Source organism: Bryocella elongata, assembly GCF_900108185.1.
Taxonomy (GTDB): Bacteria; Acidobacteriota; Terriglobia; order Terriglobales; family Acidobacteriaceae; genus Granulicella; species Granulicella elongata.
Window position 1 is genome coordinate 170,666 of the sequence record NZ_FNVA01000004.1, and the last position, 23,865, is coordinate 194,530.

Consider the following 23,865-nt stretch of genomic DNA (forward strand, 5'->3'; position numbering starts at 1 on the left):
CCCGCTGGATGTGCTTCGCAGGAACACGACGTGTCCGCGCAGGCGATTGCAAAGCTGCCGGAGAAGAGCCGTTAATCCTTCAAGGAACGGTGTCCTGCCGCCTGGACGAAGATGGAGCCGAGAGGGTGACCACCCCGGGTGGGATTGCCGCAGTAAGTCTCGGAACGGGCGTGCATTGCTAACACGAAGGAGTAGCTCATCTGCCGCCCGCATGAGGGCTGTTGCCGGAGCTGCGACCTGTCACTCTCATCTTACGAAGGAGGTGTCGCCTTGGACATCTTTGTTGTGGATGATGAGCGCATCATTGCGGAGACACTGGCGATCATTCTCAGGGGCTTCGGGTACGACGCCATCGCGTTCTGCGGTGCGCTTCCAGCGCTGAAGGCGCGCGCACTGCGACCGAAATTGCTGCTGACCGACTACAACATGCCCGATCTGGATGGAGTCACCCTGATTCGACGGTTCCTCGCGGATCAACAGGGAATCGCCGCCATTCTGTTTACGGGGAACGATGGTCATTGCTCAACTGAACTGCAGGATTACGGGCGCGATCCGCGCCGCAGGGTTCTGATAAAGCCTCTCGCTCCCGAGCGCCTTCTTGAGGAGGTGGCAATGTTGATAGGAGCCCCTTCTGGTGCACCCGCAGGCAGGTTGGCCGACTTCCAGCACGGAACGCCGGTCTGCGGCGCGGCGCTGGAGGCGTGTAGCACTACCCGGAAGGGGCAGGCGGTGTGCGGCAATCTCTGAGATTCTTAAGAGTGCCAAAGATTCCCCTGCGGCGGAAAGGCTCGGACGATGAAGGACACTTCGCTGCAGCCCATTCGCATCATGACGGTCGATGATCACCACGTCTTCCGCGAGGGCGTCGGCGCGATGCTGGCTACGCAGGGGGACATGGAACTGGTAGCCGAGGCTTCGACGGGCGAGCAGGCAGTCGAGATGTTCGCGATCCACAAGCCCGATATCACCCTCATGGATCTTCGCCTTCCCGGCATCAACGGGATTGATGCGATGTCATTGATCCGCGAGCGCTTCCCGCAGGCCAGGATGATTGTCCTGACGACCTACAAAGGCGATGTGCAGGCCCTGCGCGCCATGAAGGCGGGCGCTGCCGGCTATTTATTGAAGAGCATGCTGCGGGTCTATATGCTGGACACCATTCGAGCGGTGCATGCAGGCCAACGGCGGATTCCTCCTGAGATTGCATCGGAGATGGCAGAACACGCTGGGGCTGATTCCTTGACGGCGCGTGAGATGCAGGTGCTGCAGCATGTAGCGACGGGCAACGCGAACAAGATCATCGCCGACCTGCTGAGCATCAGTGAAGATACGGTCAAGGCTCACATGAAAAGTATCCTGTCGAAGCTGAGTGCCAAAGACCGAACGCACGCCGTCACGATCGCAGTTCGAAGAGGATTTCTCGATCTGCAATAGGGCAGTTGCGCATGAGCTCAGGCCCCTGGGCGAGTCTCCTGGTATTAGCCATCGACGTCGGCCGCGGAGAGCTCCACATTCACTGCGGAAAGCCGGCCCGAGACGCCTGCGGTACCAGGAGTCATGGTTGTTCGAGTCTCGCTTCCAGCGGTGGAATGGCCACCATCGCCAGTTTCTCCGCAGAGCTGAAACTTGTCGCACCCCATCCAGGCTGCTGCTCCCTCACCTGATGGAGTAACGGCGCGGGAGAACGATCACCACGAACACCGGGTTCTTCCGGGAAGGCTCGCGACAAGGGCCACGCAGGCGTGCATCGCAGCGGGCGACCGTCCGCCAGATTCGAGACCTCGAAACAACCTTGTTGCCAGGAGATCAGATGGCCGCTTCGGAGTGATAAGTTTCGCAGGCTATTGGGCGGTTTGCGATGTACCCGAATGAGGAGTCATGTCTCGCCTCGGATGAGGCTGAGCGAATGTTTGTTTTTCACTGATGATCAGCGTGGCTCGGACCAGGCGGCCATTGTGGTCTCTCGCGTCACCAGCCCTTGATTGCCAGCGAAACAAACTTGCAAGGAGCACACGTCATGGAATTCCTCTTCAAAGACACCTCATTCAAATTCGAAGCACTACGTGCGGCGGGGTTCGCCGTCGACAACGGTGCGGACATAAGCGAAGTGATCCTTACGGCCGCCGCAATTCCAGAGGGCGACGAAGAAGCCTGGATGCGCGAGTGGAAAGCAACGGCGGATCGCGTGCATGAGCGAGCCACGTATTCCCTCGAGCGGGGCGACAAGATTAGCGCCCGGGAGGCGTTCTTGCGCGCGTCCTCGTATTACCGCAGCGCAGAGTTCTACCGCCGCAAGGATGCTGTGAATGATCCGAACGTGCCGGAGTTATTCAATCTGTCCCGAGAGGCGTTCCTGAAAGCCGGAGCACTGCTGGACGGTCCGTTTGAGGAGATCTCCATCCCCTATGAGGGCGGAACGATGCCGGGGTATCTGCTCCTTGCGGATAACAGCCGCAAGCCTCGTCCTACCCTCATCTACTCCAACGGATTTGACTCCACCACAGAGGAGGGGTACTTCGTCATAGGCGCCGCTGCTCTGAAACGCGGATTCAATGTGATCCTCTATGACGGACCGGGCACCGGTCGCATGATTCGCGAGAGGGGCATTCCGTTCCGTCCTGACTGGGAAGCGGTTCTTGGTCCCGTCATGGACTACGCCGCGACACGTCCTGAGATCGACAACTCGAAGATCGTCCTGTTCGGATACAGCATGGGAGGCTATCTCTGCGCCCGCACCGCCGCGTACGACAACCGTCCTGCGGCGATTGTGCTCGATGACGGCGTGACGAGCTTCTTCGCGACCTATCCTCCGCTGCCGGAGTTTCTTGTCGAGTGGATCAAGGCGGGCGATGACGATCATGCGATCCAGGTGCTGGAGTGGATCAAGAAGAGCGATACGTACGCTCGTTGGGCTCTGCAGAATGGGCCGTGGGTGTACGGCACCAAGACCGAACCCGAGTACATCCGAAAGAGCGAGACGTTCGCTCTGACAGTTGAAGACATGCACAAGATCAAGTCTCCGGCGCTGATCCTCGAAGGAGAGAATGACTTTGTCTTCAAGGGACAGGCAGGCAAGCTCGCCTCCGAACTGAAGGCTCCGCATAAACATGTCATCATGCGGAACGTGGATGGGGCTGGCGAACATTGCCATATGGGCGCTATGCGTATTACGCAACAGACGATCTTCGACTGGCTGGCAGAGACGCTTTCACCCAAGATGTAACATCAGCGAAGCTCACTTACCCGGCGAGTGCAAATGTTTGGCTCTTCGCCGGGTAGGTGTTTGCGTTCAAGCTCGAGTGATGGTCGAGGCAGGAACGGTACAGGCGAACCTGGCCACCGGGAATTACCGGATCTGATTGAACGGCATAACGACGAGGCAGAACGTTTCCAGCTTGAGAGCCCCACGCACACTGTGTCGCGCCCCCGCCTTCTTTTCGTTTTCTCTCCTGATAGCCCGAACGCTTCCGCGCTGGTATGATTCAGCCATGGTTTGGGTCTCTTCACGCTCCGCTGCGATCGCCTTTGTGTGGTTCGGGCAGCAGAGTGGGTTACGGTGTGAACCGAGACCTGAAATTGCTGATTTCAAATGGTTGCGGGAGTAGTTCAGTGGCAGAACGTCAGCTTCCCAAGCTGAATGTCGCCGGTTCGATCCCGGTCTCCCGCTCCAAAAGATTGCAGGACATAGAAAAGCCGCCCATGGGGCGGCTTTTCTGTCATTCGAGCTGGTTGAGCGCTAGGGATGCGTGGTGTCCTGGCCGGGCACCTTGGCGGCCGAAGCCGTCTGCATGCCCTTCTGCTGCGAAGGCAGGGTGTGGTTTTCGAGGGCCAGCGCCTCGGGCATGAAGGTCAGAGCCTTCTGCACCTGCGGATCCCATTCGACGATCACCTGGTTTCCGACGGTGATACCGAACTGCACGGTGAAGATCTCCTTCTTGATCATCGCCTTGGTCCAGTCGAGGTTCTCCGCGAACTCCTTGTCGGTGAAGTCGACCTTCTGCTGGTGCAGGTAGGCCTTGAACTGCTCGAGGATCGCGTCATCGATGACGACATCCTTATCCACCTTGCGGTCCGACATGTAGTGGGTCGCGAAGCCGGAGAAGGAGTAGTGGATGAGCGTCATGTCCTGGAAGTGATCACTCTTGAGCTCAGGAATCTTCTCGTCGGGAGTGATGCCACCGCCGCCGTAGACCACGCGGCCGGAGTCGGTGTGCTCGACTTCCTTGTTGGTGTCATTCGCCGGCGCGGCGTCGTTGCGGACATAGTAGTAGTCGTAGAGGCTGACGCCCTCGTAGTTGCGCTGGATGAGGCGGCCCGAAGGCGTGTAGTAGTGGTAGGTCGTCAGCGCGAGGCCGGTGTTCTCGCTGATGGGAAACACCGTCTGTACGAGGCCCTTGCCGAAGGTGGTTTCACCAACGATGAGGCCGCGGTCATGATCCTGCAGCGCGCCGGAGAGAATCTCGGCGGCTGAGGCTGTATTGCGGTTCACGATCACCACGATGGGGAACTTGAGGTCGGAGCCCGAAGGCGCGCGATAGACCTGGTCGGGGAAGGCGCGGCCGCGTTGCGAGACGACGATCTGGCCCTTCTGCAGGAACTTGTCCGAGATGTCGACGGCCTCGTTAAGCAGTCCACCGGGGTTGCCACGCAGGTCGATGACGAGACCCTGGAGCTTGGGGCCGAACTTGTCGATTGCGTCCTGCACTTCTTTGGCGGTCGTCTCCGACTGGAAGTCCTGGATACGGATGTAGCCGATGGTCGGCTTGACCATGAAGGCCAGATCGACGGTGAGGCGCGGAATCTCATCGCGAACGAGATCGAAGGTCAGCGGCTTGGGAGCGCCTTCGCGTGCCATCACGACGGTGACGTGGGTGCCACGAGGTCCCTTGAGCAGGTTGGCCACCGCCGTGGTGTCCATGTTCTCGATCTTCTTGCCGTCGACGAAGAGGATCACGTCACCGGGACGGATGCCAGCCTTGTAGGCGGGCGCGCCTTCCATCGGCGCCACGACGACGACCTTCGTGTTCTGCGGCTGGATGGTCATGCCAACGCCGTAGTACCGGCCATGCTGCTGCTCACGCATCGCCGCAAAGGCCTTTGGGTCGTAAAAATTCGAGTGCGGATCGAGCACGTGGAGCATGCCGGGGATCGCGCCATCGTAGATGGCCTTGTCGATGTGATCGGAGTCGAGCTTGTCGGCGTAGTTCGCTTCCACGATCGAGTAGACGTCGGTGAAGGACTTCATCGAATCGCGGAGCGTGGATTCGTCGGTCGCGGACTGGGCTGCGACACGGCCGCCGAGCAGCGAACCGGTGATGCCGCACGCGGCGAGGAACAGCGATGCCGAGAAGAGAGCGCGACGCGTGGAAGGGGCCATAAGCGGGAGGTTCCTCAGATTCCGAGCACACCCCGGCGTGGTCGCCGGAGGCATGTGGATTGGACGGAGTATAGCACCGGGAGGATAGCCGGGACCCGCCTCGAAGGTGGGCAAACGTGCCCTGAGGCCCGTCGCGGAACGCCCTGGCAGAGAACCGGAAGGAGCAGAAATGTGCCGATCGGAGGGCATGCACAGGGGCGGACGGGAACGCTGCCGGCATCCACCCCGTCCGGGCAGGTAGAATAAGAGCGCTGACACCGCGCCCTGAAACTCACCTCTCGACCGATGCATGGTCTATTAGAGGAGACTCCAAGCAATGTGGCAGGGAACGACCGGCACGACAGCCGCAACTGATAGCAGGAAGGCAATGGGGCAGGAGTGAGGTTGGGCCTCGCCGCCGAAGGAACGGATGACTGAGAAGCTGACACGCACTAGGAAGGCCATGGGCGGAGCAGAGCGAGGCCTGGGAACGAGCAAGCTGCTCGTGGCCGCATCGCTCGTAGCAACACTGGCAGTCGCACCCGCGATCTGGGCACAGCAAAGTGGTGGCTTCCAGCCGCCAGCCTTTGGCCAGCAGCAGAAGCTTCAAGTGCCAACGCTGCCGAAGCCGCAGGCGATCACGCCGAACGGCGAGGTGGTCGAGGACGTCATCGCACGCGTGAATGACCAGATCATCACGCGCAGCGAGTATGAGCGGGCACAACAGCAGCTCATCGAAGACGGCAACCGGGCTCACGCCCCGGAGGCCGATATCGAAGATCGGCTTCACAACCTGCTGCGCGACATGATCGACCAGCAGCTTCTGCTCTCCAAGGGCAAGGAGCTGGGCATCACGGGCGAAGCCGAGCTGACGCGTCAGCTGGACGAGATCCGCAAGCAGAACCACCTGGACTCGATGGAGGCGCTGGAAAAGGCCGCCACGCAGCAGGGAGTCTCGTACGAGGACTTCAAGCAGCGGATCAAGGACCAGGTTGTGAGCCAGCAGGTGGTTCGCGAAGAGGTGGGGCGTCGCATCAACATGACGCACTCGCAGGAGCTTGCGTACTACAACGCTCACCAGAAGGACTTCGAGACCCCGGAGCAGGTTCATCTCAGCGAGATCCTGATCCCGACGCCGGACAACGCGACGGACGCGCAGGTTGGAACGGCGCAGGCCAAGGCCGATGCCATTGCGGCCCAGCTTAAGGGCGGAGCGTCCTTTACGGATGTTGCGAAGGCTAACTCCGGTGGCCCGACTGCTTCGGCTGGCGGTGACCTGGGCGACTTCAAGCGCGGCACGCTGGGTACGGTCCTGGAGAATGCCACGTTCTCGCTCCCCGTGGGTGGGGTGACGGCACCGATCCGCACGCGCCAGGGATTCGTCATTCTGCGCGTGGATAGCCACCAGAATGAGGGTGTGGCGCCGCTGGAGAAGATCGAGCCGCAGGTGCAGGAGGCTCTTTACCTGGACGCTCTGCAGCCCGCGCTGCGCGCCTACCTGACCAAGTCCCGGCAGGATGCGTACGTTGAGATCGCCAGCGGATTTACAGATACAGGCGCGGTGAAGAAGGCCTCCGGCCGGCCCGATGTTTCGTTCACGGCCTACAAGCCGCCGGCCATCAAGAAGAAGACGCTGAAGAAGCAGCGTCTGGAGCAGACCAAGGCAGCGCAGGCGCAGGCAGCATTGGCGTCGGCCCGCGAAAAGGTCGCTGAGAAGCAGGCCGAGAAGGCCGCGACGCAGGCTGCGAAGGTGAGCGGCGGAAAGAACGCCGATCGCCCGGTGAAGCCGAAGCGCATCCGCAAGGAAAAGATCCGCTTCGGCGAGGCGCCGCAGAATGCTCTGCCGAAGGCCGCCGGCGAGACAGCTGTGGAGAATGCCGGTGCTCCCATCCAGGGGCAGGCACCTGGTACGGCCATGGCTCCGACTCAGGCGGTGACGACGATCTCGACTGGCACGGGTGTTGAGGTCAACAACGGCGACGAGGACGCGCAGGTCGACGAGGCCCCGAAGAAGAAGAGCCGCTACACCTCACGCGAGAGCGAAGCCGAGGAGAAGAAGGCAGAGAAAAACCTGACCAAGGCTGAGGTGAAGGCGACCACTCGTCCCACGGCGGCCACTCCGCAGGAGTCGGTGACGGAGAAGGTTCAGGCGAAGCCGCTTGGCCTCAACGGCGATACCGTGGCCAAGAAGAAGGTCAAGCGCAAGAAGGGCGACCCGAAGAATCGTCTTCAGGAGAAGCCGAAGGAAGAGGCGCCGGCTCCGCCGGAGCCGACGGTCAACCCGACGCTGGCGAAGACGCCGGTGGCTCCAGCGAGCCAGGGCAGCACACCGCCCAGCTCAGACACGACCACCGTGCCACCGACGACGACTGGCGCCCCGGGTTCGAACCCTGCAGGTCAGCCGATTCCGAAGACGACCTCGGCGACACCTCCCCCGAGCACGTTTTAAGAACCAGCAGGGAGCAAGAAGCATGGCGCGGTCTTCGGACCGCGCCTTTGTTTTTGCCGCGAGTCCGCTGATGTGTCGCAGACGGTGCAGAAGCGTCGCGCGACACGATTTGCCTCGCGTAGGATCGTATCGATGAAGAGCTTTTATATCGCCGACTCGGCGACCTTCGAGAACCAGACCGTCATCACGTACTTCGTGGTTGCAGCGGTGAACGTGCGGGAGAAGACCTCCGGCGGGCAGTACCTGGCCTTCACCCTGGCGGACAAGTCCGGCCAGTTCGAAGCGAGGATGTGGGACAACATTGCCAAGGCTGTAGAGACCTGCAAGGCGGGTTGCTACGTCAAGGCCGAAGGCATCGTGAACGCCTACAACGGCAAGTTTCAGCTCAAGGTCAACCGTATTCGTGCGGCCGAAGAGAGCGAGATCGACCCGGCAGACTTTGTCCCGTCGTCGCAGTACAACCCGGAGGAGATGGAGGCGGAGCTGCGGAGCTACGTTGACGCCTTCGCTGAGCCGCACCTGCGCGCTCTGGTCTATGCCTTCCTCGACGACCCGGAGATTGGCCCTGCCTTCCGCGATGCTCCCGCAGCGAAGAAGCTGCACCACGCCTGGCTGCATGGTCTGCTGGAGCATGTGCTTTACCTGGTGCGGGTGCTCCGCGCCGTGGCGCCGTTCTATCCCGAGGTGAACCTTGACCTGGTCACGACGGGCGCGATCCTGCACGACGTTGGCAAGGTGCGCGAGCTGAGCTGGCGCTCGACCTTCGAGTACACCCTGGAAGGCCAGCTCATCGGCCACATCTCGATCGCGCAAGGGATGCTGACGGAGAAGATTCTCGATCTGGACGCGAAGGCCCGCGCCTCGGCTGCAGAGTCAGGAACCGAGCCCGACCTCTTTCCGCCGAAGCTGCGCGTGCTTCTGGAGCACATGATCCTGGCGCATCACGGCAAGCTGGAGTTCGGCTCGCCCAAGCTCCCCATGACGCCCGAAGCGATGCTGTTGAGCGCCTTCGATGACCTCGAAGCGAAGTTTCAGACGTTGCGCAACGCCTTCGCCGAGCAGAAGGCGGCCGGCAAGCCTTCAGGCGAGACGACCGAGTGGATTCGTTCGATGGACCGTCCGTTGTTCGATTCGCACCGCTGGCTCTCCGAACGGGAAGCTGAGACTCAGGACGCGGACTAGCTTACGGATGCACTCCGGCGCAGTCCGTTTACGCAAGCAGGCTGAGCATGGACGTCGCGTTGCTGCTGGCGCTGTCGCTCTGGATCAGTGAGGCAACCGAACTGGACGCGCTCGTCGCCCCGGACAAGCTTGCGCTCATCGACTGGAGGTAGCTCGCGCCCGCGGCGCTGGGCGATGCCGAGGCCAGCTGGTTGAGGATCGTTCCGGCCAACGAGTTGTCGCCAGCGCCCATGGCCTGCACTGCGGAGGCGACAAGCTCCTTCACCTCAGCGGTATTGTTGGTGGCGATCGTAGCGCTGGTGCCGGAGGCGGTCGCGCTTGCCGACGAGGCCGCTCCGAGGGCTGTCGAATCCAGGGTCAGCATGTCGGATTGCGCCGAGCTCAGGTCTCCGTTCTCGAGATCCGACCCAAGCTGGTTGAGGCTGTTGGTGAAGGCCGCAGCCGAGCTGCTGGATCCGGCGATGTTGCCCAGCATGCCCGTCGTGATATTGCTCGTCGAGGTCTCGGCGGAGGAACTTGCCGCGGCATTCAGCGCATCCTGCGACAGCGTGACGTAGTCTTCCTGCGCGGCGCTCAGGTTTCCGCCCTGCAGGTCGGACGCCACCTGGTTGAGGTCGGTCGCAAACTGATTCGCGGTTCCGCTGCTCTCCGCGAGGGAGGTGAACTGAGTGCTGGTCAGCGCGCTGATGGAATTCACGGTCGTCCTCTTGGGCGGGCTGCGGCCGTGTATAGGCCGCCTCGGCTCTGTCGCGTTATCGGTGGAGGACGGCGAGAGTTTAGCTGTGTCCAGGAAAGAGACGCGGGACGTCCCCGGAACCTTCTACCGCCCGGGATGGACAGCTGCAACCGTGTTGGCCGTCGTCGATGCGCTGACTACGGGAACGGCCGCAGCGAGTGGATCGGGTGCGTTGACGACCGTGCTGGGAGAGACCTGGGTGACAGGGGATTGGGCGGCGGCGAGATCCTGCTCCGTTGCTCCCTGATCGTCGGGAGAGGGAAGCGCGCTGGCAGTGCTGCTGATGGACGTCGTCGGTGGCGTCGTCGCCACTGCGACCGCGTCCACGCTGATGTCTACAAAGTCGATGATCTCGGCGGTCATATTGCCCGAGGCTGCGTCCTGGGAAAGCTGCTTTCGATCGGCATCCAGCTGCCGCGCCGTCGCCGCCGCCGCCTGCGAGGGCGATGAGAGCTCGGTGTGCAGATGGACTCGACTGACGTACAAGCGCTACCCCTTTCGATGTCGGGAGGTGTTAGCAGCCGGCGCTGCAGGTGTCATTCCGGCCTGTCGGAAGAATCGGCAACCGGCGGTAAGGGATCAGGACCTTGCCACTCATGGACATAACCCAGGCCTGCTCCCCGCTGGTGTCCTCGTTTCCTCCATACCGCGGTTGCTTCGCAACGGGAAATTGGGGCACGCGCGACCTATAATCAATACTTCATGTTTCGTTTTTCTACAGCAGGTGAGAGCCACGGCGAAGCGTTGGTGGCTATGGTCAGCGGAGTTCCCGCCGGGGTCGAGGTAGACCCTGCGTTCATCAGCCGGGAGATGTGGCGTCGTCAGCAGGGCTACGGCCGTGGCGGACGGATGCGGATCGAACAGGATCAGGCGCATATCCTCTCCGGTGTGCGGCACGGCAAGACGATCGGTTCTCCGATTGCCATGACCATCGCCAACAATGACTGGAAGAACTGGCAGGAGATTCTGCCGGTAGAGACGGGCGATGCCGCAAAGCATAAGGCCGTGGCCAGCCCTAGACCAGGTCACGCAGATCTCGCAGGTGCTTTGAAGTATGACTTCAAGGATGCCCGCTATGTGCTTGAGCGCGCTAGTGCTCGTGAGTCTGCAGCTCGCGTGGCTTGCGGCGCTATCGCCAAGTCGATCCTGTTGCCGCTGGGAATTGAGGTCGCGAGCCACGTGATTCGTGTCGGCGAGGCCGAGCTTTCGCGCCCTGCGACGTTTGCCGAGATTCGTGCCATCGCCGGGCGTGAGCAGGTGATGCTGGCCTGCGTGGATCCCGGGGACGAAGCGCGGATGAAGGCCGAGGTCGACAAAGCGCTCCGGACGGGCGACACCGTCGGTGGAATCTTCGAGGTGGTCGTTCATGGCCTCCCAGCGGGCGTCGGCACGCACGTGAACTGGGATGAGCGCCTCGACGGGCTTTTGGCCCAGGCGGTGATGAGTCTGCAGGCGGTGAAGGCGGTGGAGATTGGCCGCGGCGTGACCGCTGCCAGCTCACAGGGATCGACCGTGCACGACGCAATCACTTATGCGGGCGAGGAGCCCGCAGAGCACTACACGCGCTTCACGCGAGAGCAGAACAACGCCGGTGGCATCGAAGGTGGCATGTCCAATGGGGAGGACGTCGTCGTTCGCGGCTACTTGAAGCCCATTTCGACGCTCCGTCGCCCCCTGGCGTCCGTCAGCTTCGAGACGCGGGAGGTCACCAAGGCATCCTATGAGCGATCCGATGTGGCCGTCGTCCCGGCGGCTGGAGTGGCCGGAGAGGCCATGGTGGCGCTGGCGGTAGCCCGTTGTGTCCTTGAGAAGTTTGGCGGGGACAGCCTGCGGGAGCTTAGGCGCAACTTCGAAGGCTATTGCGAGCAGATCCGCGCCTTCTAGGGCCGTTGAATATAGAAAGAATAGAACGATGAGTGCAGCTAAGTCGAAATCAAAGAGCAAGATCGAGGAGGAGCTGGAAGCTCCGGATCCACTTCGCAAGATCTATGAGGTGGTGAAGTACCCCGAGCCTGTCCTGATGCAGGAGGGCGCGAAGGTGACCGAGTTTGGTCCCGAGCTGGAGGCGTTTGTCGCAGACATGTTTGCGACGATGTATGCCGCGCAGGGGATCGGACTGGCCGCCCCGCAGATCGGCGTGTCGAAGCGGATCGCGGTGATCGACGTGTCCTTCAAGGAGGATCCGCAAGACAAGCTGGTCCTGATCAACCCCGAGGTGATCGAGAAGGAAGGCAAGCAGTACGAGGAAGAAGGCTGCCTCAGCTTCCCGGACATCCGCGAGAAGATTCAGCGTGCGTCGTGGGTTAAAGTGCGTGCACAGAATGAGAAAGGCGAGTTCTTCGAAGTGGAAGGCGAAGAACTGCTGGCGCGAGCTCTGCAGCACGAGATCGACCATCTCCATGGCGTGCTCTTCATCGATCGGATCAGCAAGCTGAAGCAGGATCTGGTGAAGCGCAAGATCAAGAAGCTGATCAAGAACGGCGACTGGGACTAAGTCGAGTTGCTGGTTGTTTGGCGCCGGATCCTGGGTTGATCTGGATCGCCGCCCATTCGTTCCACACCCAAACTCCAGTACCGCAAAGTCGCGGCCGAACTGGCTCAGCCAAGGAGTCTCTCCAAGTGAAGGTAGTTTTCTGCGGAACTCCCGAGTTCGCCGTTCCATGTCTTGAGGCCGTACTGGCGGCCGGGCATGAGGTGCCGCTGGTGCTGACGCAGCCGGATCGCCCTGCGGGTCGCAAGATGGAGCTCCAGGCTCCGCCTGTGAAGAAGCTGGCCGAGATGCGTGGTTTGCGCATTCTCCAACCCGAGAAGATCAAGACCAACAGCGAGTTACGCGCGGAACTTGAGGCGATCCAGCCGGACGCGATTGCAGTCGTGGCGTACGGACGGATCATTCCGGGCTGGATGCTGGAGCTGCCCCGATTTGGGTGCATCAACGTTCACGGTTCGCTTCTGCCGAAGTACCGGGGAGCGGCGCCCATCCAATGGGCAGTCGCGAACGGGGAGACGGAGACCGGTGTGACGACGATGAAGCTCGACGCCGGGCTGGATACGGGCGAGATGCTACTCGAGGTTCGGATTCCTATCGGCCCCGATACGCGGTCTTCCGAGCTTTTTCCACAGCTGTCGACGGTCGGAGCGAAGGCTTTAATCGAGACGCTTGCAGGATTGAATACGGGCACCATCGCGCCCCGCCCGCAGGACGATTCACAGGCGAGTCTCGCTCCGATCCTGAGCAAGGATGATGGGCGTCTGAAGCTGGACGAGCGTTCCGCGGCTGAGGTCTACAACCGGTTTCGGGGCTTCTCGCCCTGGCCGGGCGCGTGGGGGATCTTCCGCGATAAACGCTTTCTTGTTCACGAGATGGCTCGCGTTACCGACACTTCGGTTCAAAGCATGCCCCACCCAGGCGAGATCCGTTTCTCAGACGGCAGGTTGCTGGCTCAGGCTGCGGATGGTCCAGTGGAGTTTCTAGAAGTACAGCTTGAAGGGAAGGCGCGTATGTCCGCCACAGAGTTTGCAAAGGGGTTTCAGTTGAAGCCGGGTGAGCGTGTTGAGTAACGATCGTCCACCGTATGGTGGAAAACCAGGCGGTGGAAAACCGAGCGGTGGTCGTCCCTCGGGACCCCGAACCGGTGGGGGAACTCCGCGGAGCAGTTCGGCCAGCCGTGGTCCCGGTCGTCCGGGCAGCGGTGGCGCGCGTCCTTCGGGGCCGCGACCGGCTGGTCCACGATCTGGCGGACCGGCTGCGCCGACAGCACCTCCGCTGCCCGCCAAGCCGATCAGTCCGGCGCGCAAGGCTGCGTTCGCAATCCTGGAACGTGTGCTCGAATCCGAGGCTCATAGCGACGATCTGCTCCACGGTCCCGGAATGTCTGCGCTGTCCCAACAGGACCGCAACCTGGCGACGGCGCTGGTCCTCGGCACGTTGCGGTGGAAGCTGGCACTCGACGCCGAGCTGATCCCGTTATTGTCGCGTCCCGACGTGCGGCTCTCGAATGCGATCGCGACAACCCTGGAGCTGGGTGCGTTTCAGCTGCGCCACATGGATCGCATCCCGGTGCATGCGGCGCTGGACGAGAGCGTCGAGCTGGTGAGGGCGGCGGGGCAGTCGCACGCGACCGGCATGGTCAACGCGATCCTTCGCAAGCTCTCCACGCAGAAGGCTCCGGCACCGAAGGTCTTCGAGACGCCAGCACAGCTCGCCGAGCGGCTCGGTCACCCGGGTTGGATCGTAGAGCGATGGGTGAAGAACTATGGCCTGGCTGCGGCCAGGGCAATCTGCGAATACGACCAGCGAGAGCCGGGCGCGCGTCCGAGTTCTGCGCTTGAGGCCGCCGAAGTCGCTCCACCAGAATCCGAAGTGACCGCCCCCGAGGTTGCCGAACCCGAGGCTCCTCAACACGGTGTCGCTGCGATCTTGGAGGTTGAGGCTCCCGCGACGCCGGAGCAGCTGATCGAGGCAGCGCCCGAGCTGGCTCCGAGGGCCGCGACCATCGATCCGGGTTCGCGCCTTGTGGCGGAGCTGACGGCGGCACTGGCCCCCGCTTCGGCGACACGAATCCGTGTCTGGGATGCCTGCGCGGCTCCCGGTGGGAAGACACGCGTCCTGGCGGAGCTTCTCCCAGACGCCGAGATCTTCGCCACGGATGTCAGCCCTCGCCGGATGAAGGCGATGCAGGAGCGACTGGAGCGCGATGGCCTGGCCGAGCGCATCCGGACCGAGGTGGCCGAGGCTGAGACGTTGTCGGAGGAGTCGGGGCCGTTCGACCTGATCCTTTGCGATGCTCCCTGCTCGGGCACCGGGACGCTGGCTCGCAACCCGGAGATCCGGCTGCGCCTGGAGCCTGCCCATCTCAGCCGGCAGGCCAAGCGGCAGCGCGAGATCCTGCGCGGGGTGCTGGGGCGGTTGCGGCCAGGCGGCCGACTCGTCTACTCCACCTGCTCGCTCGAGCCGGAGGAGAACGAAGCCGTGGTGGAGGCGGTCTTACAGAAGGTGGCGAACATAGGCCGCGTCGATCTGACCGCCGTCATTATGGGCAAGGTTGCGGCCGAGAACGCCTCAGCGATCGTCCGCAATGGATGCCTCCGCACTCTGCCCGGAGCGAACTTCGCGGGTGACGGATTCTTCGCGGCGGCGTTCGAGAGGCTTCCGGACGATGCTCCCAAGGGTGTGGAACCACCCGCAGTGGTTGCGGCGGAAGACTGAACTCGACCGAAGGAAAGCTCGTTCTAGTGAGACGGCCCCTGGCTGGAATTTCCGCCGGGGGCTCCGCTCGTTGCGGAGGCTGAGCTTCCGCCTCCGGGGCGGTAGTTGCCAAAGTAGAGCTTAACGACGTCTCCACGGCTGGCGCGATGGCCGGACTCCGGTAGCTGCGCCGTCACCGGTCCTGCCGGATAAATGGGCGCGGGCTTGGGGATCGCCTGACCGTTGGCGTCCAGGAGGGTGCCACCAGGGCCAGGCGTTCCGGCGACCTGCGGGGTCGGCTGGGGTTGCGGCATCTCGCCGATGGCAGCGACGCGAAGACCGAGGGCGATGGCGGCGCGGTTGGCCGCAGGGAAGCCCATTCCGGCGAAGGATGGCATCACGAAGGCGCTCGAAGCGTTGGCGGCGTTGGAACTGAGCAGCAGCGAGACTCGCGGTTGATCGACTCCGGCGTTGGGCGGCGGGGTCTGGGCAAGAACCATCTCAGGGTCGCCTGGGGCGTCGAGATGGGCCAGTGTGCCGAGGTCGAGTTGATCACGACGCACAGCCATGGAGGCCTCCCGAACGGGAAGCCCGACGACGTTTGGAATCGTGACCTCCTGCGGCCCGAGACTGACCGTGACGCGGACTTGCCAGCCATGGCGGACGCGCGAACCGGACGCGGGCGCCTGGGACAGGACGCGGCCGGCCGGCACAGTCGTCGAGTAGTACTTGTTCTGGATGTAGAGATCGACGCCGGAGCGGAGCGCGGACGTCGAGGCCTCGGGGATCGTCTCGCCGGCGAGATCCGGCACGGTGACCTCGTGCCCATGCAGGGCCACGCGGAGCGTGAGCGCGGCCGAGACCAGCATGACCACGAGCATGCACAGGACGGTGAAGACGAACTGGATCTTGCGCTTCATGAACGGGACCGGGTGGAGAGTAGCGTCGAGAAATTCAAGGATACGCGATTGGGTGCACGCGGCCGGAGAAAGGTTGCTGGGACCGGCGCCCGGCGCAGCTAGTCCTCATCCGCAAGCTGGGCCGCGACGAGTTCAGCCCATTCCTGTGCGAGCGTCGGGCGGCGAAACCCTGAGCCCGCGCGGCGATACCAGTAGCTGGCGTTAGCCTCGTCGCCTTCCTTGCGATGCAGATAGGCGTGTACGGACATGGCATCCGGTGTTCCGAGGTCGTTGACCAGGGCGTGGGCCCGGTCCCAATCGCCCTTCGCGTCCCACCAGAGGGATTGAAGCGGGAGGGGCAGCCCGACGGGAGGATCATCCTGGCTCAGCGAAGAGTTGAAGTCGGCAAGGGTCATTGTGGTTCCTGCGTTCTCTGGCTTCACTCTGCGTGGTGTTCAGAACCTGCGCGTTCACCGCTTGGTGTTTTCGACGCAGGTGGCCAGGTAGGCCTGCACCATCACGTCGAGCTCGTTGCGCAGCGTCGCGAATTGCTTTTCGGGAGATTTGGATTCGAGCAGCCTTCGCGAGGTGCCGTTGAAGGCGGCGATGACCATGGAGGCGACGATCTCCGGATCTTTGTTCAGGCCCTCGCGAGCCGTAGCAAAGAGTTCGGAGACGCGGCGCAGGCTGCGGAGACCGGCGGCCTTCGCGATTGCAGCGCCGTCGATGTCGGAGCTGACGGCATAGAGCGAAGCGCTGGCCTGCACACTCTTCATCTTGGCCGCGAGATATGCATCCAGCAGCGCGGTGCCCATGGCGAGCAGCGGCTGGCCGCGATGTTCGGTGCAGGTTCGGTTGATGGATTCGCTGACCTCCGTCATATGGCTCTTGAGGGCGGCCTGCAGCAGGGAAGTCTTGTTGGGGAAGTACTGGTAGAGCGTGCCCACCGACACTCCCGCGCGCTGGGCCACCAGGGTTGTGGTCAGCCGCTCCTTTCCCACTGCGACGAGAACCTGAATCGTCGCCTCGAGGATGGCCTCGACCGTGGCTGCGGACCGCGCCTGAAGGGGCTTCTTTCTTGGTTGTAGCGTGGTCTGGGTTGCCGTTGTCAAATGCGAACTCCAAAGCTGAAGATTCCTTCATCTAACCACAGGAAGCTCGGATCGAGCTTGGAGGATTGGGATGAGTCGACAGGAAAAGACATTGGGGGGCACGTTCACGCTGCCTGGAACAAGCATCATGGTAAAGCGCATGGGCTACGGCGCGATGCAGCTTGCAGGGCCGGGAGTATTCGGTCCGCCGAAGGATCGGGACGCCGCGATCAAGGTGCTGCGGGAGGCGCTCGCATCGGGTGTCGACCACATCGACACCAGCGACTTCTACGGGCCGCACGTCACCAACGAGGTCATTCGCGAGGCCCTCGCACCGTATCCCGCGGCCCTCACGATCGTGACCAAGGTAGGTGGCAGGCGTGGCCCGAAGGGCGAATGGCTGGAGGCCGCGAGTGCTGCGGAGTTGAAGCAGGGCGTACACGATAACCTCCGCAACCTGGGCCTGGAGGCGATGGACGTGGTGAACCTGCGGTTGTGGGGCGACCACGGTCATGGACCCAGCGAAGAGTCGCTGGCCGAGCGCCTTGGCGTGATGGTCGAGCTGCAGAAGGAAGGCCTCGTCAAGCACATTGGACTCAGCAACGTCACCGCGAAGCAGGTCGATGAGGCCCTGGCGATCGCTCCCATCGTCTGCGTGCAGAACCTGTACAACGTGGCGCAGCGTAGCGATGATGCGCTGGTGGATTCGCTGGCGGCGAAGGGAATTGCGTACGTGCCGTTCTTCCCTCTGGGCGGATTTACGCCGCTGCAGGCCAGTGAGCTGAACGAGGTGGCAGCGAGCCTCGACGCGACGCCGATGCAGGTCGCCCTCGCCTGGCTGCTGCACCGGTCGCCGAATATGCTGCTGATCCCGGGAACCTCGTCCGTGGGGCACCTGCAGGAGAACCTTGCCGCAGCGGAACTCGTGCTTCCTGCCGAGGCGCTCGCGAAGCTCGATGGCATAGGGAAGTCTGTGTAAGCCTCGGTATATTCGAGGTGCTCGACACCCACGCCTGCGGCGAAGACCTTCGCCGCAGGCAAGACTATTTACATACTCGTCAGAATTCATTTCAAACGAATCGCCGCCGGGCGCGTCTCTTGGAACAACGGAACGTGTTCGGACAGGATGATCGGTGAAGGGGTTGTTCCTGTCCTCGTTAAAATGTATACCTACTAGTACGTATTAATTGGAGATCGAAGATCATGCTTACCCTCCCCCGCCGTTTTGTCTATCTGACTGCTCTCTTTTGCAAAGCTTTTGTCCTCGTCGTCTGCGCCCAGGTACCTGAGACCGCGACCCTCACTCCACCGCGTCCGCCCGTCTGGTCTGGATCGAACGTCGAGCACGTCTACGGCCTGATGGAGGCCAAGGCCCACGCCAAAGGCACGCTCGCGTTGAACACGGACACACTCACCTTCAACTCCAGGAGCGCGCATGTTGTGCTTCCGCGCACGCGGATCCTGGCGATGAGCACAGGGCACGAGCGCGTCGAGTTGTTTGGAACGACCGGTCAGATCCTGAGGATGGTGATCCCCGATGGTGGTGGCATCGCCGCAGCGGCTGTGATGCACCACCGCGTGGACATGTTGACGGTGCAATATGTGGATGCGAAGGGCGGCGAGCACGCAGCGGTCTTCTATCTGCCGGAGATCCAGGCCGAAGCAGCTCTGGCCGCGTTCGGTACCGAGCCGCACTCTACTCACGTTGTAGCGAGCAAGGGCTGCGAGGGAGCCGTGGTCGAGCCGGGAAGTGTCCTGGTGAATACGGCAGGATGGGCTGACTCTTCCGTGCCGCCGGCGTATCGCGCGCTGGTGTACGAGCATGTGATCGACCGGCTGCGCAAGACCAAGGGCGTCCGTTATGTGTATCGAAGCGGAGAGTCCGGCCCGGGCGGAGTGTGTGCGCAGCACGTCATTACACTGACGCTCGAGGGCTTCCGGCCCGGCAACCAGGTGAAGCGCTCGGCGCTGGGCCCCATCGGATTGTTCGTCGGTACTACGCAGATGACGTTGTCCGCGAGGATTACTGGCGAAGGGGGGCTGAACAGCACGGAGGAGATCAAGTCTTCGGTGCGGGATCAGTCAGAAAGCATCACGGTGGCAGACAAGATCGCCAAGCGGGTAGCGAAGCGATACGCCGTAGCAGTGATGCCGCCGACGGGGACTGCTCCGCGCCCGGAGGCGTTGCCGCCGGCAACGGATTCTGCCTCCCGCCTGTACTCGGAGGTCGAATAGGATAGGAACGTCATGGCCCCCGAGAAGTTGAACAAGCACGAACAGAAGACGAGAGAGACTCGCGCCAGCCTGCTGAAAGCAGCGGAGGAGATCTTTCTTCGTGATGGGTACGAGCGGGCGGAGCTTGGCGAGATCGCCAAGCTCGCCGGCCGTACCAAGGGCGCGATCTATGCGCACTTTGCGGGCAAGGAGGAGGTCTTTCTCGCGCTGGTGGAGTTGCATGCGCTTCGTCGGCGCGCGCTCATGCAGGAATATCTTGCCGCAGCGAAGACGAAGGAGGACAACCTGCGGGCCTTCCGTCAGCTGTACCTGGCCTACGCCGAAGACGGCACCTGGGGACGGTTGCTGATGGAGTTCAACTTCTATGCGCTCAGACATCCGGAGTCCAAGAAGAACCTGGATCGCGTGTACGCAACGATTGTGGCCGAGGACGAAGAGGCGCGCTACACGGAGCTGCTGGGAGTGCCACGGAAAGGGAAGCTGGCAGTTCGCCGCACGGCCTCGGTGTACGGAGCTTTCGCGATGCTGACCGGTCTGATGCTGCAGTCGATGTTCAACCCCAGAACCGTCAGCGAAGACGAAGTGAAAAAGCTCGCGGCGAAGGTCTTCGACGCTGTCTTTGACATGAACTAGGGTCCCGACGAACGATTGCCGGCTAACGGTCGCTGGCTGTCGATAGCTGGTTTCTGCGCGCCGGGACTCGTTCCCGGCTAGATCTGGTAGTCGAGGAAGTCTTCCGGGAATAGTTCGTCTGCGTCGATGCAGGGCTGCTCGGGCTCGATCCTGAGGTGCAGCTCCGGCTGTGCCGCGCTCACCTGCTCGACGTGCCGATGCAGCCGCCCGCGCAGCTCCTGCACCTCGCGGGCGATGGCGATGACGGCATCGGAGAGCGGGTCGCGAATCTCTTTGGGATCGCTGATGACAACGCGCTTGCCGTCGCGCAGCACGATGTGGCCGGGCACGCCGACGATCGTCGAGTTCTCCGGCACGCTGCGCAGCACCACAGAGCCTGCACCCACGCGACAGTTGTCGCCCACGGTGATGTTGCCCAGGACATGAGCCCCGGCACCCACGGTGACGCGGTTGCCAATGGTGGGGTGGCGCTTGCCCTTCTCCTTGCCGGTGCCGCCCAGCGTCACGCCCTGGTAGAGCGTCACGTCGTCGCCAAGGACTGCGGTCTCGCCAATCACAACGCCCATGCCGTGATCGATGAACAGCCGTTTACCGACGACCGCGCCGGGATGAATCTCGGTCCCGGTGAGCAGGCGTGCGGCCTGCGAACCGAGCCGCGCGAAGAGGCGGAAGTTCCGCCGCCACAGCCAGTGCGTGATGCGGTAAGCCCACAGGGCATGAAGCCCGGGATAGCAGGTGAGGACCTCGACGTACGAGCGCGCCGCCGGGTCGTTTTCGACGACCGCGGCGACGTCCTCACGCATGCAGCGTAGAAAGGCGAGCATGGCTATTCGGTGGCGGTGAGCGCCAGAGCCCGCTGCCGTGTCTCCTCGAAGAGCGCGCTGCTGAGGTAGCGCTCGCCGAAGGAGGGAAGAACAGCGACGATGAGCTTGCCCGCGTTCTCCGGGCGACCTGCAACCTTGAGTGCCGCAACCACCGCAGCACCGGACGAAATACCGACCAGCAGACCTTCTTCGCGGGGCAGACGGCGCGCCATCTCGATGGACTCTTCGTTCGTCACCTGGATGATCTCGTCGATCAGCTCGGTCTTGAGGATCGAAGGAATAAAGCCTGCGCCGATGCCCTGGATCTTGTGTGGGCCGGGCTTCCCTCCGGAGAGCACGGGGCTGTCCGTGGGCTCAACCGCGATGACCTTGACTTCCGGCTTCTTGCCCTTGAGGTACTGGCCGACGCCGGTGATGGTGCCTCCGGTGCCCACGCCAGCGACAAAGATGTCGACCTTGCCGTCGGTATCGTTCCAGATCTCCGGACCGGTGGTTTCGATGTGGATCTTGGGGTTGGCAGGGTTATCGAACTGCTGCAGGATGTAGCTGTCGGGGGTTGCCGTGGCCAGCTCTTCGGCCTTGGCAATGGCGCCCTTCATGCCTTTCGGCCCGGGCGTGAGGACGAGATCCGCGCCGAGGGCGAGCAGCAGGGTTCGGCGCTCAAGGCTCATGGTCTCCGGCATCGTGAGGATGAGCTTGTAGCCCTTCACGGCTGCGACAAACGCCAGCGCAATGCCCGTGTTGCCGCTGGTGGGCTCGATGAGCACGGTCTTGCCGGGCGTGATCTTGCCGGCCTTTTCGGCCTCCTGGATCATGCTGACGCCGATGCGATCCTTCACGCTGGCGAGCGGATTCTGACTCTCGAGCTTGACCACAACCGTGGCTCCGAGGCCCTCGGCTACCTTGTTGAGACGGACGAGCGGCGTGTTGCCAATGACTTCGGTGAGGTTATTCGCGATCTTCACGGTCTTGATCTCCGGGCCTGAATAAGGCCCCACGAGCGATTTTCCCACATTCGCGGGGACTAGCGCCGGTTGTCGGTGGCTGGTTCGGGGTGGATGAAGACGCGGGCGACCTGTGGATGCCGCAGCCGGACCTCGCCTTCAAAGGCTGTAATCACCTCATGCACGCGACCCATGGGGAGGTCGTCCGCGAGGGTGCAGTGAAGATTGAGCTGGACGCTGTTCGCCGTTCCGCCATGGCCCCGGGTCATGGTGATCTCGTGGATGTCGAGGATCTCGGGGAACTCGAGCGCGATCTCGCGGAGCTGGCGATCGAGGTTGCGGCTGGCTTCGATCTGCGCGGAGTGGGAGATGGTCGCAGGCTCGCTTTCGATGTGGGTGAGCACGCTGGCGAGGGCCGGTACCTCGCTGCGCATCTCGTCTTCGAGCTGCGTGGCGATGTTGTGGGCATCGCGAAGGCTGGTGGTCTCGGGCACCTCGAGGTGCTGCTCGACGTGGAGCTGGCCGTCGATCTGGTGGATGGAGACGTCGTGCACTGCCAGGCCGGAGCGTGCGGCGACGGCTCGAACGCGGTCGAAGACGCTTTCTCCAAGTGTGGCGGTGGGGACGGTGGAGATGACGACGTCCGCGCCGGGGAGACGTTCCTTTACGGCTTCTGTCGCGGCGAAGGTGACCTGCTCGGCGCGCTGGAAGGTGAGATTGCGCGGAAGTCCCAGCGTGAGGTCGACGAAGTAGTTCGAGCCGGACCGGCGCATGCGCAGGCGCTCGACAGAGACGATATCGGGGACAGCCTTGAGAGCTCCCACGAGCTCGCGCCGCATCTGCACGCGGACTTCCGGAGGCGTGGCATCGAGCAGCGAGTCGAGCGTCTTGCTGGAGAGCTGCACGGTCACGCGGAGGATGACTCCTGCGACGAGGAGCGCGGCGATAGGGTCCGCATACTCCAGCGCGGGAAGATGAAGCCGCTCGCCCAGCATGGAAGCGCCAAGACCGAGCAGCACCGCGGAGGCGGACCAGATGTCCATGCCGAAGTGCACGGCGTCGGCTTCCAGGGCATCGGAATGGTGTTGCGTGGCTACACGATGCAGGGCTCGCGAGCGGGAGTAATCGACTGCGATCGAGAGCAGAAGCACGATGAAAGGCCACGGCGAATAGCGCAGGCTGAGGTGCGTGTGGTGCAGGATGCGCCCCAGGGCCTCGGCGGCGATCCAGACGCAGGAGCCGAGCATCAGCACGATCTCGAAGCCGGCGGAGAGATTCTCCAGCTTGCCGTGGCCGTAGTTGTGCTCTTCATCGGCAGGGCGATCGGCTGCACGGACGGCGAAGAGCGTTACGGTGGAGGCGATGAGATCAATGCTGGAGTGGGCCGCTTCGCTGAGCATGCCAAGCGATCCGGTTAGCAGGCCGGTGAGCAGCTTGAGCAGCGTAATGCCCAGTGCGGCCAGCGCGGACGAGAGCGCTGCCGAGCGCTTGGCGGCGCTGCGCTGGGCTATGTCTGTCGTGCTGAAGCTGCCGGGCATCAGCGCAAGGATACAGGAGGGTGCAGCTCCATAGGGCCTACGCCTTCACCGCACGATAAAGCCCGGCGGCGTGAAGGAAGTAGCCCGTCCACGAGGCGTCCGTATATCCGTTCTCGCGCAGCATCGCAAGCATCTGCGGCGAGCGCGGGAAGCGGGCGATGGAAGCAGGAAGATAGCGGTAGGCCTCACGCTGTCCGGACACGATGCCGCCGACGAGCGGCAGCATGTGGTGCAGGTAGAAGTTGTAACCCAGCCCACGCAGTCCGGAGGGCTGGTTGCACTCGAGAATGCCGAGCTGCCCGCCGGGCTTGAGCACACGATGCAGCTCGCGCAGTCCTTCTGCGTAGTTGGTGAGATTGCGGAAGCCGAAGGCTGCCGTGATGAGATCGAAGCTCGCGTCGGGATAGGGCAGATGCATGGCATCGCCTTCGACCCAACGGATGTTGGCCGCGGGATACTTGGCGTGGGCCCGGGCGAGCATCTGGGAGGAGAAGTCGAGCCCGGTCAGCGGCTCTCCGTTCGCGGGGCGAAGAGCCAACAGAGCGTGGGTCATGTCGCCGGTGCCGCAGCAGAGGTCGAGCACCTGAGCCTCGGGGCGTGTAAGGACGTCGCGGAAGACGCTTGCAGTTCGGCCCCACCAGCGACGATCAAGCCCGAGGCTCAACAGGTGATTGAGCCGGTCGTACGTAGGAGCAATGGAGTTGAAGAGCGACTGAACGTTGGCCGCCGCGGCAGCTTCGCTGGCTTCGTTGGTGGGGCGGGCTCCAGGATTGATCGTTGGTGAAGACAT

22 protein-coding genes and 1 tRNA gene are annotated in these 23,865 nt (G+C 62.8%); 13 read left to right on the plus strand and 10 right to left on the minus strand.

What is annotated here, in order from left to right:
• Window positions 1-270: 270 nt before the first annotated feature.
• The 4 genes from C4S68_RS12640 to C4S68_RS12655 all read left to right on the plus strand — a co-directional run bounded on the left by C4S68_RS12640 (window position 271) and on the right by C4S68_RS12655 (window position 3,670).
• Complete coding sequence (locus C4S68_RS12640) at window positions 271-747, plus strand: response regulator (RefSeq protein WP_160115136.1); 477 nt, start codon at window positions 271-273, stop codon at window positions 745-747.
• 48 nt (window positions 748-795) lie between these two features.
• Window positions 796-1,434, plus strand: a complete 639-nt coding sequence (locus C4S68_RS12645; protein WP_103933450.1) for a response regulator — start codon at window positions 796-798, stop codon at window positions 1,432-1,434.
• 583 nt (window positions 1,435-2,017) lie between these two features.
• Window positions 2,018-3,223, plus strand: a complete 1,206-nt coding sequence (locus C4S68_RS12650; RefSeq protein ID WP_103933451.1) for an alpha/beta hydrolase family protein — start codon at window positions 2,018-2,020, stop codon at window positions 3,221-3,223.
• Between the two features lie 372 nt (window positions 3,224-3,595).
• A tRNA-Gly gene (locus C4S68_RS12655) sits at window positions 3,596-3,670 on the plus strand.
• 66 nt (window positions 3,671-3,736) lie between these two features.
• Here C4S68_RS12655 and C4S68_RS12660 read toward each other — a convergent pair.
• Window positions 3,737-5,377, minus strand: a complete 1,641-nt coding sequence (locus C4S68_RS12660) for a S41 family peptidase (protein ID WP_103933452.1) — start codon at window positions 5,375-5,377, stop codon at window positions 3,737-3,739.
• Between the two features lie 409 nt (window positions 5,378-5,786).
• Between C4S68_RS12660 and C4S68_RS12665 the strand changes: the two genes are divergently transcribed.
• Window positions 5,787-7,805, plus strand: a complete 2,019-nt coding sequence (locus C4S68_RS12665) for a peptidylprolyl isomerase (RefSeq protein ID WP_103933453.1) — start codon at window positions 5,787-5,789, stop codon at window positions 7,803-7,805.
• 132 nt (window positions 7,806-7,937) lie between these two features.
• Window positions 7,938-8,987, plus strand: a complete 1,050-nt coding sequence (locus C4S68_RS12670) for a 3'-5' exoribonuclease YhaM family protein (RefSeq protein ID WP_103933454.1) — start codon at window positions 7,938-7,940, stop codon at window positions 8,985-8,987.
• A gap of 28 nt (window positions 8,988-9,015) precedes the next feature.
• Here C4S68_RS12670 and C4S68_RS12675 read toward each other — a convergent pair whose 3' ends face one another.
• Entirely contained in the window at window positions 9,016-9,684 is a 669-nt protein-coding gene (locus tag C4S68_RS12675; protein WP_103933455.1) for a hypothetical protein, read from the minus strand.
• Between the two features lie 123 nt (window positions 9,685-9,807).
• Window positions 9,808-10,209, minus strand: a complete 402-nt coding sequence (locus C4S68_RS12680) for a hypothetical protein (protein ID WP_103933456.1) — start codon at window positions 10,207-10,209, stop codon at window positions 9,808-9,810.
• A 216-nt stretch (window positions 10,210-10,425) separates the two neighbouring features.
• Here C4S68_RS12680 and aroC point away from each other — a divergent pair, with 216 nt between their 5' ends.
• The 4 genes from aroC to C4S68_RS23205 all read left to right on the plus strand — a co-directional run bounded on the left by aroC (window position 10,426) and on the right by C4S68_RS23205 (window position 14,932).
• The gene (gene aroC / locus C4S68_RS12685) at window positions 10,426-11,607 is read left to right on the plus strand and encodes a chorismate synthase (RefSeq protein WP_103933457.1); all 1,182 of its coding nucleotides are present in this window, start codon (window positions 10,426-10,428) and stop codon (window positions 11,605-11,607) included.
• A gap of 28 nt (window positions 11,608-11,635) precedes the next feature.
• Entirely contained in the window at window positions 11,636-12,217 is a 582-nt protein-coding gene (def, locus tag C4S68_RS12690; protein ID WP_103933458.1) for a peptide deformylase, read from the plus strand.
• 125 nt (window positions 12,218-12,342) lie between these two features.
• A complete protein-coding gene (gene fmt, locus C4S68_RS12695; protein WP_103933459.1) occupies window positions 12,343-13,284 on the plus strand; it encodes a methionyl-tRNA formyltransferase in 942 nt (313 codons plus the stop codon).
• Complete coding sequence (locus tag C4S68_RS23205; RefSeq protein ID WP_268807284.1) at window positions 13,274-14,932, plus strand: transcription antitermination factor NusB; 1,659 nt, start codon at window positions 13,274-13,276, stop codon at window positions 14,930-14,932. The genes fmt and C4S68_RS23205 overlap by 11 nt, the downstream gene beginning before the upstream one ends.
• Window positions 14,933-14,955: 23 nt before the next feature.
• Here C4S68_RS23205 and C4S68_RS12705 read toward each other — a convergent pair whose 3' ends face one another.
• The 3 genes from C4S68_RS12705 to C4S68_RS12715 form a co-directional block, all read right to left on the minus strand.
• The gene (locus tag C4S68_RS12705) at window positions 14,956-15,831 is read right to left on the minus strand and encodes a PASTA domain-containing protein (protein ID WP_103933460.1); all 876 of its coding nucleotides are present in this window, start codon (window positions 15,829-15,831) and stop codon (window positions 14,956-14,958) included.
• A gap of 98 nt (window positions 15,832-15,929) precedes the next feature.
• Window positions 15,930-16,226: a hypothetical protein gene (locus C4S68_RS12710; protein WP_103933461.1), complete on the minus strand. Its 297-nt coding sequence runs from the start codon at window positions 16,224-16,226 to the stop codon at window positions 15,930-15,932.
• A 54-nt stretch (window positions 16,227-16,280) separates the two neighbouring features.
• Complete coding sequence (locus C4S68_RS12715) at window positions 16,281-16,922, minus strand: TetR/AcrR family transcriptional regulator (protein ID WP_103933462.1); 642 nt, start codon at window positions 16,920-16,922, stop codon at window positions 16,281-16,283.
• 70 nt (window positions 16,923-16,992) lie between these two features.
• Here C4S68_RS12715 and C4S68_RS12720 point away from each other — a divergent pair, with 70 nt between their 5' ends.
• The 3 genes from C4S68_RS12720 to C4S68_RS12730 all read left to right on the plus strand — a co-directional run bounded on the left by C4S68_RS12720 (window position 16,993) and on the right by C4S68_RS12730 (window position 19,769).
• Window positions 16,993-17,880, plus strand: coding sequence for an aldo/keto reductase family oxidoreductase (locus tag C4S68_RS12720; protein ID WP_103933463.1), 888 nt, complete (start codon window positions 16,993-16,995; stop codon window positions 17,878-17,880).
• Between the two features lie 224 nt (window positions 17,881-18,104).
• Window positions 18,105-19,136 (plus strand): hypothetical protein, encoded by a 1,032-nt coding sequence (locus tag C4S68_RS12725; RefSeq protein WP_103933464.1) that lies wholly within the window; start codon window positions 18,105-18,107, stop codon window positions 19,134-19,136.
• Between the two features lie 12 nt (window positions 19,137-19,148).
• Entirely contained in the window at window positions 19,149-19,769 is a 621-nt protein-coding gene (locus tag C4S68_RS12730; protein WP_103933465.1) for a TetR family transcriptional regulator, read from the plus strand.
• Between the two features lie 77 nt (window positions 19,770-19,846).
• On the opposite strand, the gene cysE is transcribed toward C4S68_RS12730, so the two are convergent.
• The 4 genes from cysE to ubiE are packed head-to-tail and all read right to left on the minus strand — an operon-like array spanning window position 19,847 to window position 23,865.
• Window positions 19,847-20,593 (minus strand): serine O-acetyltransferase, encoded by a 747-nt coding sequence (gene cysE / locus C4S68_RS12735; RefSeq protein ID WP_103933466.1) that lies wholly within the window; start codon window positions 20,591-20,593, stop codon window positions 19,847-19,849.
• A gap of 2 nt (window positions 20,594-20,595) precedes the next feature.
• Window positions 20,596-21,558 (minus strand): cysteine synthase A, encoded by a 963-nt coding sequence (gene cysK, locus C4S68_RS12740; protein ID WP_103933721.1) that lies wholly within the window; start codon window positions 21,556-21,558, stop codon window positions 20,596-20,598.
• A 59-nt stretch (window positions 21,559-21,617) separates the two neighbouring features.
• Complete coding sequence (locus C4S68_RS12745; RefSeq protein WP_103933467.1) at window positions 21,618-23,075, minus strand: cation diffusion facilitator family transporter; 1,458 nt, start codon at window positions 23,073-23,075, stop codon at window positions 21,618-21,620.
• A gap of 37 nt (window positions 23,076-23,112) precedes the next feature.
• Window positions 23,113-23,865, minus strand: a complete 753-nt coding sequence (ubiE, locus tag C4S68_RS12750) for a bifunctional demethylmenaquinone methyltransferase/2-methoxy-6-polyprenyl-1,4-benzoquinol methylase UbiE (RefSeq protein ID WP_103933468.1) — start codon at window positions 23,863-23,865, stop codon at window positions 23,113-23,115.